Below are 13,100 nucleotides of genomic sequence, written 5' to 3'. Positions count from 1 at the left end.
CGCGAGGGTGGCCGAAGAACGCCACCCGGAGAGCTCGCGGCCGCCCGCTGGAGGCGCACGACCGCGCCGGCGGGTGGCTGCGTGCCGACCCGGGTGGGGCGGCACGCAGCCGGCACTCAGCGAAGTACGCCGAGGTCGATGGCCTCCGCCATCGCCTGGTAGCCCGCGTCCGACGGGTGCAGGTGGTCGCCCGAGTCGTACGACGGGTTGATCCGTTGCGGGTCGTGCGGGTCACGCACGACCGCGTCGAAGTCGACGACGGCGTCGAAGTCGTCACTCGTACGGATGAACCCGTTCACGGCCTGCCGCACGTTCTCCCGTTCCTCGGTGTAGGAACTCCATCCCTTCATCGGCGTGATGGTTCCGACGACGATCCGCAGGCCCTGTGCGTGTGCCTGGGCGGCGATCTGCCGCAGGGCGAGTTTCAGGGTCTCCGGGTCGGGGTGCGCGAGGTTGAGGATGTCGTTGACGCCCTCGAGCAGGATGACCGTGCACGCCCCGGACGTGGTCAGCATGTCCCGGGACAGGCGGGCGAACGCGTTCGGGCCACCGATCCCGGTTCCGGTGCTGCTGTCGAGGATCCGGTTGCCGCTGATGCCGCTGTTGACCACACCGAGCTTGGTGCGTCCCGGCTTGGCGGCGAGTCGGTCGGCGAGGGCGTCGGGCCACCGCCGGTTCCCATTGATGGTCGACTTGTCCCCGTCGGTGATCGAGTCACCGAAGGTCACCACCGTGCCGTACGCGGAGGGGGCCCGGACGTCCACGGCTGTCGCGTAGTACCACGCCGTGGTCGGCTGGGTGAACGCGATGCCCTGCTCGTCCGCCGCATGGTCGCCGTCGGTGGCGATGAACGACGTCTGGTACGAGCGCGGGTGCTCGGTCACCGGTCCGGACGGCGCCGGAGTGTAGACGGTCACCAGCAGGTCCCCGTCCGCCGGCACGGCGAGGGAGATCGGGTCGCTGAGCACCTCGCCGCCGGCCGGGATGGTCACCGACGGCGCGCCGCCGAAGGTCAGCTCGCGCATCGTGCCGGCGACCGCGTCCGGCGCGTCGGGCCTGGTCGCCACCGCCAGCGTCACCCGTCCCATCAGGACCGGCATCGTGCCGAGCGCGTTGGACAGGCGCACGCGGGCCGCATCGCCACCCAGGCTGGTGTGCACCACGTTGCGGATCGAGTGGTTCGGCATGCCCTGGTCGGCACCGGGCGTCGTCCGCGCCATGGCCGTCTGCCAGGTGCCGACCCAGTGGCCGGGCGGGCGGGTGTCGAGCTTGTCGAGGTCGACGACCGCCGCCATCGCCCGGTAGCCGGCGTCCCTGGGGTGTAGGTGGTCGCCGGAGTCGTACTCCGCCCGCAACCATTTCGGCGCCGCGGGGTCCCGCAGCGCGACGTCGAAGTCGGCCACCGCGTCGAACGCGCCGCCGTGGCGGATGAAGTCGTTGACCGCCTGCCGCACGCCTTCCAGTTCCTCGGTGTAGTTGCTCGACCCGCCGAACGGCAGGAGGGTGCCACCGGTGACCCGCAGCCCCTTGGCCCTGACCTGTGCCGCGATCTGGCCCAGCGCCGCGATGATCTCCGACGGCTCCCGGTGCTGCGGCTGGCCGCCGATGTCGTTGATCCCCAACAGCACGACCACGGAGCGCGCGCCGGTCGCGGTCAACACGTCGCGGTCCAGCCTGGACAGCGCGTTGGGGTTGAAGCTGCTGTTGAGCAACCGGTTCGAGCTGATGCCGGCGTTGAGCACGCCCAGCCTCGTCGGCCCGGGCGCGTCGACCAGCCGGTCGGCCAGGTAGTCCGGCCAGCGGTGATTCGCGTTCCGGGTCGAGTTGTTCCCATCGGTGATCGAGTCGCCGAGCGTGACCACCGCGCCCTCCGCCTCTCCCCGGACGTCCACGCCGCTGACGTACGGCCAGAAGGTGATCGTCTCGGTGAACGCCGCCCCGGACTGGTCGGCCGCGTGATCTCCGTTCGGCGACAGGTACGAAGTCTGGTTGGCCACCTGGTGATAGGTCACCGGCCCGGACGACACCGGGGTGTACACGCTGACCAGCAGGTCGGCGTCTTCCGGCACGGCAAGGGAGATCGGGTCGCTGAGCACCTCGCCGCCGGCCGGGATGGTCACCGACGGTGCGCCTCCGAAGGTCAGCTCGCGCATCGTGCCCGCGACCGCGTCCGGCGCGTCGGGCGCATCGGCGACCGCCACCGTCACCGCGTCCATCCGCACCGCCACCGTGCCGAGGACGTTTGTCAGCGAAACCCGCACCGCCGAACCACCAACGCTGGTGTGCACGAGGTTGCGGATGGTCCGGTCCGCATATCCGGTGGGGAGGTTGGGCACGGTTCCGGATGCCGAGGCCGACCAGGTGCCGACCCAGTCACCGACCGGTGCCTTCGATTCGGCGTCCTGGCTGGACGCGGCGGCCGGGCTGGTCAGGCCGAGCACCAGTGCGAGCACAGTGCCGGCGACTTGTGTCATTCTTCGCATGTGGGACATGGGATCTCCTCCCGATCGTCAACGAGTTTGCCCCTCACCCCTCGTCGTGGTCAACAGTCATCCGCCTCTATCTCCTCTGGCTGAAGAGCTTCGGAGGGGCTTTGTCGATCAGGCTGACCGACAACTCGTCCGAAGACCTTGCGACATCTGACGTGGGACGTAGGATGTCCAGCAACGTTTTGTACGTGTGACGAGAGGCGGGTGCTCCGATGACGGGTCGAAGACACAGCCAGATACGCCGTCGACTGTGGTCCACCGTGGTGATCGCGGCGATGGCCGCCACGCTGCTCACCAGCGGCACCGCGCACGCGGCCGAGCCGTACCACGAGGAACAGGCGGTCTACACCGCGAACGCGGACGGGTATTCCTGCTTCCGGATCCCGGCGATCGTGAAGGCCACCAACGGGGACCTGCTGGCATTCGCCGAAGGCCGGATCAACAACTGTGACGACAGGGGCGACATCGACCTGGTGCTGAAGCGGTCCCACGACGGCGGCCGCACCTGGGGGCCACTGCAGGTCGTGTCGCGCGGCAACGGCGACACCCACGGCAACCCGATGCCGATCGTGGACGAGCGAACCGGCCGGGTCGTGCTGTTCACCACCCACAACCCGGGCACCGGAAGTGGCGGCCGCGTTCCGTACCTGCAGGTCAGCGACGACCACGGAGCGACATGGAGCACGCCGCGGGAAATGACCGAGCTGATCCTGCCGGAGTGGACCCACTGGTACGCCACCGGTCCGGTGCACGCCATCCAGCTCAACCGCGGCCCGCACGCCGGGCGGCTGGTGATGAGCGCCAATCATGAGTCCGTCGGTCCCGACCGGCAACCCGTCGCCGGCATCCACCTGGCGTACAGCGACGACGGCGGCGACACGTGGCAGCTCGGCGCCAGCGCCGGTGGCGCCGACGACACCATCTTCGTCAACGAGTCGACGCTGGTGGAGCTGACCGACGGCCGGATCTACGTCAACGTGCGGGAAGCCGGGACGGCTGAGGGCACGCGGGCGTACGCGATCTCCAGTGACGGGGGCGAAGCCTTCGACGCGCCGTTCCAGATGGTGCCCGAGCTGACGATGCCGGTCGTACAGGGAGCGTTGCTGCGCCTCACCGCCACCGACCAGGGTGACGCGCGGAACCGCATCCTCTTCTCCGGGCCCGCGAACCCCGGCAAGCGCGAGGCCCTGACGATCCGTTCCTCGTACGACGAGGCCCGGACCTGGCAGAACTGGCAGGAAGGCAAGGTCATCAGCTGGGGTCCGGGCGGGTACTCCGACCTGGTCAAGATCGGGACCGATCCGGTCACGGGCCCGGTCGCCGGACTGCTGTACGAGGGCGGCGTGACCGCCCTGTACGAGGTGATCCAGTTCGTCAGGTTCAACGAGGCGTACCTCGACACCCCGAACGGTTCCCCGCCGGATCTGCCGCCGCCACCGGCGCCGGGACCGACGACCCCGGACGCGGCGCCCCGCTATGACAACACCGCCTACGTGCGCGGCGGCGCGACGCTGGCCGAGGGACGGTACGGCACCGGGATCGCGCTCGACGGCGTCGACGACCACGTGGAGATGCCGTTCAACCCGGACATCGACCTTGGGAACGGCGACTTCACGATCATGTCGTGGTTCCGGTACAGCGAGACCACCGGCAGCCACGTGATCTGGTGGTGCTACCAGGTGGGCACGGGAGCCGCGCAGATCTGGCTGCGGGCCGAACCGGCGAGCAACCGCATCCGGGGTGTCGTCGGCACCGGCCAGGGCGACGCGAACATCACCATCGCGGGCGCGTACAACGACGGGCGCTGGCACCACGTCGCCATGCAACGCACGTCGGCCCGGGTCACCGTCCTCATCGACGGCGCCACTGTCGCCGACCTGGCCGCTCCCCGCGGCTCGGTGACCACCGGCAAGGAGTTCGGCATCCGCGGCATCCACCTCGGCCAACGGGTCGACGGCGTCAACCGGTTCCGCGGCACTCTCGACGAGTTCCGCATCTACGGCCGCGCCCTCACCCTCGATGAGCTGCGGGAAATCCGGGAACACAACGTCCCGATCGCCGGCCAGCTCCGGCTCCGCCTCCCGTTCGCGACCATCAACCCCCAGCGGTAGCCACCGCGTCGGTGCCCCGCCAGCGGTCGTTCGGCGGGGCACCGACGCATGCGGAACGTGGGCGGCACCCGTAGGCCAGCGCGCGGCTACCGCGTGTACATTGCTCCTCGGCGGGGCGCACTTTTCGGACGTGGGATGTGCGCCGGCCGCGAAGGAGCCTGGAGGCGCGGGATGGCCAGACGCAACGGCGAGACCGTTCAGGACCGCATCGTGGCCCTGATCCATGATCGTCAGCTCCAGCCCGGTGCGCCGATGCCGACCGAACCGCAGCTCATGGACCTGTTGGGGGCGAGTCGCAACAGCGTACGCGAGGCGGTCCGGGCGCTGCAGGCGCTGGGCATCGTCGAGATCCGACACGGGTTCGGCACCTTCGTCGGTCGCGCGTCGCTGGATGTGCTCGGCCCGTCGCTGGAGTTCCGGATCCGCTCCGGCCCGCAGAGTGTCCGCGCGCTCCAGGACCTCGTGGAGGTTCGCGAGATGCTGGAGACCGCCCTGGTCGGGCGGGTCGCGGGGTCGACCAGCGAAAGCCGCCTGGCGGCGCTCGACGCTCTGGTGACCGCGATGCAGACCGACCTTGAAGCCGACCGGGCCTTTCACGGGTTGCTCTATGAATCCTGCGGCAACGAGCTCGTGCTGCAGTTGATCACCCTGTTCTGGCAGGTCTACCACCAGGTCGAGCCGCTGTTGGGCGCGCCGGAGGAGCGGATGGACGTCATCGTGGCGAATCACCGACGGATCGTCGACGCACTGCGCGCCCGGGACGCGGTGGCCGCGCAGGAGGCGATGCAGCGCCACTTCCGTGACGTCAAGGAGCGCATCGCCCGCGCGGAAGCGGGTCAGGTGGCCACGCCGTTGGGCGGGGAGGCGGCCTGAGCCGGATCGCTCGGCCCCTGCGTCACTGTTGTCCGAGCCGGGCGAGTCGAGCGCGTACCCCGTCGAAGTGAACTCGCACGGCCGTCGTGGCCGACGCGCGGTCCCGGGTGTCGACGGCCGTGAAGATGTGCCGATGCTTGCGAGCCACGTCGGCCGGCGTCTCGTCGGGCGGGCCGAGGTCGTCGCTGAGCTGGTGGTAGACCTCCCAGAACGCGCCGAGCAGTCGACCCACGAGTGGATTGCCCAGGGGGCGGTAGAGCACGTCGTGGAAGAGGCGGTCGGTCTCGGGGGTGACGGGGCCCACCAGCGCCTCGGCCTCCATCTGCTCGATCACTTTTCGGGCCGCCGAGAGGTGGGGGGTCAGGTCGTGGTCGACGTGCTCGTCGATGAGGCGTTGCACCAGCCCGCTCTCGAGGATCTCCCGGATCTCGATGAGGTGTCCGAGGTGGTTGCGCTCGTGCTGCAGGGTGATGCGGCTGTGGAAGGCCAACTCGTCGACCAGACCGTTGAGGGACATGTGCCCGACGAACATCCCGAAGCCGTGCCGGATGTCGACGATGCCGACGGCCTGCAGGACCTTGAGGGCCTCGCGGACCGAGTTGCGGCCAACGCCTAGTTCCTCCATCAGCTCGGACTCGGTTGGCAGCGGGTCCCCGATGGCCAGTCCGCGCTGCAGGATGAGGCCCTTGACCGCCTCCTGCACCTCGACCGCGCGGCTGTGTCGACGGCGCCCACCTGCGGAGGCGGGGCGAGCCCTGGACGGTCGACCGGACGAGTCGCGATGACGATCGGGCTGAAACACCACGGACATCTCCTGGTCAGTTGCTCTTGACCGGGACCGAGGTCGGCCCCTAGCCTCCAGTCTACAAGACGTGGGACGTGGGACGTCCAATGCCTGAACAGATCGTCCAAGCCGAAACCACCTTCCACACAGGAGGCACCGTGAGCGCCCCGGTTTCTCGGCCAGTCTTCAATCGCCGCGACTTTCTGCGCTACAGCGGGGCGGTGAGCGCCGCAGCAGCGATCTCCGCCACCATCTCCGCCTGCAGCGGCCCCGCTTCCACCAGCTCCGCCGGAGCCGGCGGGAACAAGGATCTCGTCACCGCCGTCATCGGCTACGGCAACAACCAGAGCTGGGATCCCACCATGACCGCGTCGGCCTTTTCCATGGCCGCCAACAACCACATCTACGAAGGGCTGGTCGACACGGATCCGATCAGCCGCGAGCCGCACCCGGCGCTGGCCACCGCCCTGCCGGCCGACACCGCAGCGACCACGTGGCGGTTCACCCTTCGTCAGGGCGCAAAGTGGCACGACGGGCAGCCGGTCACCGTCGACGACGTGCTCTTCACCTTCCAGCGCATCCTCGACCCGGCCGCCAAGACGCTGACCTATTCCTTCTTCGGCACCTGGCTGAAGGAGGTGCGCAAGGTCGACGACACCACTGTGGAGCTGGTCTTCAACTTCCCGTTCCCCGATGCGCTACCACGCCTGACGATCGCCAAGATCATGCCGAAGCATGTCTTCGGCGCGCCCGGCGGGTGGGACGCGGCCAAGGGCGGCAAGGCCGTCGGCTCCGGCCCCTACAAGCTGGTGGCGCACAACCCGACGTCCAACACCGTGCTCGAGGCGTTCGCGGACTACAACGGCCCGCGCAAGCCCACGATCAAGAAGATGAACTGGCTGTCGATCGTGGACGCTCCGGCCCGGGTCGCCAAGATCTCCGGCGGCAGCGCCGAGGCGCAGATCGCGGACAACATCCCGTACGCCAACATCGACCAGCTGCGCAACGGAGGGCTGACCGTCGAGGGCGGCAAGGGCATGAACCACATGTTCCTGATGTTCAACACGGCGCAGAAGCCCTTCGACGACGTACGCGTGCGCCAGGCCCTCCTGCACGCCATCGACACCGACAAAATGATCGACGTCGCGCTCAAGGGACACGGCACTCCGGCCACGAGCTTCCTCAACGAGCAGAACCCCTCGTACGCCAGGTCGAAGACCGTCTACAGCTACGACCCGGCGAAGGCGAAAGCACTGCTGGCCGACGCCGGCGTGGCGAACCTGTCCGTCACGCTGATGGCGGTCAACGTCAGCTGGATCACCGACTGCCTGCCCACGATCGCCAACTCCTGGGAGGCGGTGGGCATCAAGACGACCCTCGAGCCGCAGGACACCGCCGCACTGTTCACCAAGATGGACCAGTCCCAGTCGTACCAGGTGGTGGCGGCCGCGTCGAACCCGAACCAGTTCGGCCTCGACGCGGACCTGATCCTCCGCTATAACTACACGGCCGGCGGCACCTGGATGAAGTACACCAGGTGGGACACCAGCCCGCAGGCCAAGGACCTGTTCGCGCTGATGGACCGGGCCACCCGGGAGTCCGACCCGACCCGGAAGCTGGACCTCCTGCACCAGTACCTGGACGTGATCGCCGAGCAGGCCGTGCTCTACCCCGTCCTGCACACGGAGCTGATGACCGCCTGGGATCCGAAGCGGCTCACCGGGGTCCGGCCGCAGGCGTACCCGGGCATCACCCTGCTGCAGGCACAGCGCCGCTGATCCCCGGCGCGGCACCGGCCCCCGGTGCCGCGCCCCCGGCTGACCGCTATCGACCATCAGGAGGCACGCCGTGGCTGTCGTCGCCAGGATGCTGGTGCGCCGCATCCTCATCCTGATCCCGCTGCTGCTGGGCGTCGTCCTGTTCGTCTTCATCATCATGCGGTTCTCCAACAACAAGCCGGAGTACGCCTACTTCCAGGGCGCCAATCCGACCGCGGAGCAGATTCATCAGTTCCAGGTGGAGAACGGCCTGCTCGATCCGCTGCCGATACGCTACGTACGCTTCGTCGGCGACCTGCTCCACGGCGACATGGGCACCAGCGTGCTCACCAAGGCGCCGGTGCTCGATTCGGTGCTCACCGCACTCCCGCTCACGCTGCAGCTGACCTTCCTCGGCCTGGCGATCGCGGTGGCGCTGGCCCTGATCTTCGGGGTCACCGCGGCGATCTTCCGGGACCGGTGGCCCGACCAGCTGATCCGGCTCGTGTCGCTGATCGGCGTCGCCGCGCCGGCGTTCTGGCTCGCCCTGTTGATGATCCAGTGGCTGGCGGTCGACCGCGGGTGGTTTCCCACCAGCGGCTACATAAATCCTGGCGACTCGGTCAGCGGATGGCTGCGGTCGATGACCCTGCCCGCGCTCTCCCTGTCGCTGCCGGTCGCCGCCCAGCTGACCCGGATCATCCGCACGTCGATGGTGGAGGAACTCGACAAGGACTACGTGCGGACCGCGATCGGCAGCGGCCTGCCGCCGATCGTCGTAATCGGACGCAACGTGCTGCGCAACGCGTTGATCAATCCGCTGACGGTGCTGGGCCTGCGGCTCGGCTACCTGCTCGGCGGAGCGGTGGTCATCGAGACCATCTACTCGCTGCCCGGAATGGGACAGCTCATGATCAACGCGGTACGCGACGGCGACCCCGCCGTGGTCCAGGGCGTCGTGCTCACCATCGCGACCGGCTTCGTCGTGGTGAACCTCGCCGTCGACCTCCTCTATCTGCTGGTGAACCCGCGCCTCAGGAGTGCCACGTGATGCGAACCGGACTCGCGAGAAGGCTCTCCCGACCGGGTATCCGGTTCCACCGGCTCGGCCTACCGTCGTGGATCTCCCTCGCCGTCGTCGCGGTCATCGCCCTCGCCGCGGTCCTCGCCCCCGTGCTCGCCCCGCACTCGCCCTACGTTCAGGAGGCGAGCGGCGGCGGCCCCAGCGCCACCCACTGGATGGGCCTGGACAGCGCGAACCGGGACATCTTCACCCGGTTGCTCTACGGCGCCCGCTGGTCACTGATCATCGGCCTCGGCGCGACCGCCATCGCGTTGCTCTGCGGCGCGCTGATCGGCGCGGTGGCGGCCACCTCCCGCAAGGCCGTCGACGAGGCCGTCATGCGCAGCCTCGATGTGATCATGGCGTTCCCGGGAATCGCGCTCGCCGCCGTGCTGGTCGCCGTCTTCGGCGGCAGCATCCTCGTGCTGGTGCTGGCCATCGCGTTTCTCTACATGCCGTCCGTGGCCCGGGTGGTCCGGGCGAACGTGCTGACCCAGTACGGCGAGGACTACGTCGCGGCCGAGCGCATCATCGGCGCCCGCACCCCGCACATCCTGCTCAAGCACGTGGCCATCAACTGCGCCGCGCCGATCCTGGTCTTCTGCACGGTCATGGTCGCCGACGCGATCGTCTTCGAGGCGTCACTGTCGTTCATCGGCGCCGGGGTGCGTCCACCGGACCCCTCGTGGGGCAGCGTCATCGCCGACGGCCGCAACATGGTGCTGCTCGGCGGCTGGTGGGCCACCGTCTTCCCCGGCCTGCTGATCCTGATCACGGTCCTCGCACTCAACATCCTCGCCGAGGGCGTCTCCGACGCCTGGGCCGCGCCCGCTGCCCGTCGCGCCGGCCCCGTCACCAAGGCCGACGACGTCGATCCGCTGGAACAGGCCACTCCGGGATCCGGCGAGATCACGCAACTACCCGGGCTCGCAGAGGCGGCGCGGCGCCTGGCCCAGCGAGCGCGGCCCCTGCCGCAGGGCACGCCGATCCTGCGGGTGAACAACCTCGCCATCGGCTTCGAAGGCCGGCACGACGGCGTGGACATCGTCGACGGGATCTCCTTCGACGTACGACCGGGCGAAGTGCTCGGCCTGGTCGGCGAGTCCGGCTGCGGCAAGTCGCTGACCGCGCTGACCGTCATGGGTCTGCAACCGCGCGGGGCCCGCGTCCGCGGGGAGGTCCTCTTCGACGGCAAGGACCTGCTGACACTCTCCCGGGCCGCACGTCGCCGGCTGCTCGGCCACGACATGGCGATGATCTACCAGGACGCGCTCTCCTCGCTCAATCCGGCGATGACCATCAACGCGCAGCTGAAGCAGGTGGCCCGCCGGGGCGGCCGGCGCAGCCCGGCGGAGCTGCTGGAGCTCGTGGGCCTCGACGCCGCGCGTACCCTGCCGTCCTATCCGCACGAGCTTTCCGGTGGCCAACGGCAGCGCGTCCTGATCGCGATGGCCCTCTCCCGCAGCCCCAAGCTGATCATCGCGGACGAGCCGACCACGGCGCTGGACGTGACCGTGCAGGCGCAGGTCATCCAGCTGCTGCTGCGACTTCGAGCGGAGCTGGGATTCGCCCTGATCCTGGTCTCGCACGACCTCGCCCTGGTCGCGGACGTCACGGACCGCGTCGTCGTCATGTACGGCGGTCAGCTCGTCGAAACGGGCGTGACCGCGACCGTGGTCGGCGCACCCGCCCATCACTACGCCCGTGGGCTGCTGGGCTCGGTGCTGTCGCTGGAAGCCGGCGCGGCCCGGCTGACCCAGATCCGCGGCGTCGTACCGCCCCCGGCCGACTTCCCCACCGGCTGCCGCTTCGCCGACCGCTGCCCCATGGTCACCGAGATCTGCCGGGCGCAGGCGCCCCGGCTTGCCGGGCAGCGCCACCACGAGGTGGCCTGCCACCATCCGGCTCTCGACGCCGGAACGCCTGTTCTCGCCGGCGACACGGCCACCGCACCGGCCAGCCCCGCGGAGGCACCATGACTACGACCGATGCCCAGCCCCTCGTCGAACTCGCCGACGTGCACGTGATGTACAAGGCACGATCCGGTGGGCTCCTCCGACGCGATCGGGTCCACGCACTCACCGCAGCGGATCTCGCCGTCGCGCCCGGCGAGACGGTGGGCGTGGTGGGCGAGTCCGGCTGCGGCAAGTCGACGCTCGCCAAGATCCTGGTCGGGCTGGAGAAGCCGACCGCGGGTACGGTGCGGTTTCGCGGCCAGGACCTCTGGTCCATGCCCCCTGCGGCGCGTCGGGCGGCGATCGGGGCGAGCACCGGCATGGTGTTCCAGGACCCGTCGACCGCCCTCAACCGGCGACTGCCCGTTCGGCAGGTGCTGCGCGACCCGCTCGACGTGCACCGAGTGGGCACGCCGCGGCAGCGCGAGGAACGGGTACGCGAGTTGCTCGACCTGGTGGGCCTGCCGGTGAGCGTCGCCGACCTGCTGCCCGGCCAGGTGTCCGGCGGCCAGCGCCAGCGGGTGGCCATCGCCCGCGCGCTGGCACTGCAGCCGCAGTTCCTCATCGCCGACGAGCCGACAAGTGCGCTCGACGTCTCGGTGCGCGCGCAGATCCTGAACCTGCTGCTCGACCTCAAGGAGCAACTCAACCTCGCGATGGTCTTCGTCTCGCACGACATCCAGACGGTGCGACGGATGAGCGACCGGGTCGTGACGATGTATCTCGGGCGAATCGTCGAGCAGGCCCCGGCCGAGGCGGTGCCCGACCGGGCCCGCCACCCCTACACCCGAGCGCTCTTCTCCGCCACCCCCGGGTTGCTCTTCCCGATCGACCCGATCCCGCTGGCCGGGCCGGTCCCCTCCGCCACCCGACCACCCAGCGGATGCCCCTTCCGCACCCGCTGTTGGAAGGCCGACGACCAGTGCGCCAGGCAGATGCCCGAAGCGCAGACGGACACCGTCGTCCGGCCCGACGATCACCTGTTCCGCTGCCACCACCCGATCCGCAACGGCGCGGTCGACCCCGAACTGATCAGCCAAGCCCAGGAGCACACATGACCACCCACGAGCTGTCGCCACGGCGATCGGCCGCACTGACCGGCGTCATCCCTCCGGTGTCCACCCCACTGACCCCGGACTACGAGGTCGACACCACGTCGCTGGCCCGGTTGGTGGACCATCTGCTGGACGGTGGGGTGGACGCGCTGTTCGTCCTCGGCTCCACCTCGGAGGTGGCCTTCCTCCCGGACAGCCACCGCAAGATCGTGCTCGACACCGTCACGCGCCACGTCGCGGGCCAGGTTCCAGTGCTCGCCGGCGTGATCGACATGACCGCCCTGCGGGTGCTGGACCATGTCCGGGTGGCCGTGGAGGCGGGCGTGGACGCGCTCGTGGCCACCGCACCCTTCTACGCCCGCACGCACCCCGCGGAGATCGACCTGCACTTCCGCACCATCGCGGCGCGGGCCGGGTTGCCGGTGTACGCCTACGACCTACCGGTTTCGGTGCACAGCAAGCTCGGCGCCGACCTGCTGCTCGAACTCGCCGGCGACGGTGTGTTGGCCGGAGTCAAGGACTCCAGCGGCGACGAAGGCGCGCTGCGCAGGCTGATCCTCGGACGACGGGACCGCCGGGACCTCGGTTACTTCAGTGTGCTGACCGGCTCCGAACTCACCGTCGATTCCGCCCTGTGGATGGGTGCCGACGGCGTGGTGCCGGGCCTGGGCAACGTCGACCCGCACGGCTACGCCCGACTGTTCCGCGCGGCATCCGACGGCGACTGGGAGGCGGCGCGAGCCGACCAGGAGCGGCTGCTGCACCTCTTCGATCTCGTCAATGTCGGCAGGCCACGCATGGGCCCGGGTTCGTCCGCGCTGGGAGCGTTCAAGGCCGCGCTGTACCTGCGCGGGATCATCGACCACCCGACAACGGCGGTGCCGCAGATCCCGCTGAACGAGAACGAGATCGCCCGGGTCGGGAAGTATCTGGCCGTCGCCGGCCTCCTCTGAGACCTGCGGACGGTGGCTGCGGACGGTGGCTGCGGACGGTGGCTGCGGACGACGGGGGCC

At 69.6% G+C, this 13,100-nt stretch carries 9 protein-coding genes; 7 read left to right on the top strand and 2 right to left on the bottom strand.

Translation table 11 applies throughout. The features are described 5' to 3' along the window. Positions 1–116: 116 nt before the first annotated feature. On the bottom strand, positions 117–2,474 hold the full coding sequence (locus ACIRG9_RS21555; RefSeq protein ID WP_402858556.1) for a GDSL-type esterase/lipase family protein: 2,358 nt from the start codon (positions 2,472–2,474) through the stop codon (positions 117–119). A 227-nt stretch (positions 2,475–2,701) separates the two neighbouring features. Here ACIRG9_RS21555 and ACIRG9_RS21550 point away from each other — a divergent pair, with 227 nt between their 5' ends. Then, on the top strand, positions 2,702–4,600 hold the full coding sequence (locus tag ACIRG9_RS21550) for an exo-alpha-sialidase (RefSeq protein WP_402858553.1): 1,899 nt from the start codon (positions 2,702–2,704) through the stop codon (positions 4,598–4,600). Between the two features lie 171 nt (positions 4,601–4,771). Further along, positions 4,772–5,473 carry a FadR/GntR family transcriptional regulator gene (locus ACIRG9_RS21545; RefSeq protein WP_402858550.1) on the top strand — a complete coding sequence of 234 codons (702 nt, stop codon included), beginning with the start codon at positions 4,772–4,774 and terminating at the stop codon, positions 5,471–5,473. 22 nt (positions 5,474–5,495) lie between these two features. Here ACIRG9_RS21545 and ACIRG9_RS21540 read toward each other — a convergent pair whose 3' ends face one another. Continuing rightward, positions 5,496–6,176 carry a FadR/GntR family transcriptional regulator gene (locus ACIRG9_RS21540; RefSeq protein ID WP_402858547.1) on the bottom strand — a complete coding sequence of 227 codons (681 nt, stop codon included), beginning with the start codon at positions 6,174–6,176 and terminating at the stop codon, positions 5,496–5,498. Between the two features lie 188 nt (positions 6,177–6,364). Between ACIRG9_RS21540 and ACIRG9_RS21535 the strand changes: the two genes are divergently transcribed. From ACIRG9_RS21535 to ACIRG9_RS21515, 5 genes are all read left to right on the top strand, one after another. Next, positions 6,365–8,035 (top strand): ABC transporter substrate-binding protein, encoded by a 1,671-nt coding sequence (locus ACIRG9_RS21535; protein ID WP_402858544.1) that lies wholly within the window; start codon positions 6,365–6,367, stop codon positions 8,033–8,035. Positions 8,036–8,105: 70 nt separating this feature from the next. Beyond that, the gene (locus ACIRG9_RS21530; protein WP_402858541.1) at positions 8,106–9,065 is read left to right on the top strand and encodes an ABC transporter permease; all 960 of its coding nucleotides are present in this window, start codon (positions 8,106–8,108) and stop codon (positions 9,063–9,065) included. Beyond that, positions 9,065–11,056: a dipeptide/oligopeptide/nickel ABC transporter permease/ATP-binding protein gene (locus ACIRG9_RS21525; RefSeq protein WP_402858538.1), complete on the top strand. Its 1,992-nt coding sequence runs from the start codon at positions 9,065–9,067 to the stop codon at positions 11,054–11,056. The genes ACIRG9_RS21530 and ACIRG9_RS21525 overlap by 1 nt, the downstream gene beginning before the upstream one ends. Further along, positions 11,053–12,090, top strand: a complete 1,038-nt coding sequence (locus ACIRG9_RS21520; RefSeq protein ID WP_402858535.1) for an oligopeptide/dipeptide ABC transporter ATP-binding protein — start codon at positions 11,053–11,055, stop codon at positions 12,088–12,090. Before ACIRG9_RS21525 ends, ACIRG9_RS21520 begins: the two co-directional genes overlap by 4 nt. Then, positions 12,087–13,040, top strand: coding sequence for a dihydrodipicolinate synthase family protein (locus ACIRG9_RS21515; RefSeq protein ID WP_402858532.1), 954 nt, complete (start codon positions 12,087–12,089; stop codon positions 13,038–13,040). The genes ACIRG9_RS21520 and ACIRG9_RS21515 overlap by 4 nt, the downstream gene beginning before the upstream one ends. Positions 13,041–13,100: the final 60 nt, after the last annotated feature.

This window comes from Micromonospora sp. NPDC093277 (assembly GCF_044765245.1).
Lineage (GTDB): Bacteria > Actinomycetota > Actinomycetes > Mycobacteriales > Micromonosporaceae > Micromonospora.
Note: the sequence above shows the minus strand (reverse complement) of the source record. Positions and strands in the feature narration are given on the sequence as shown.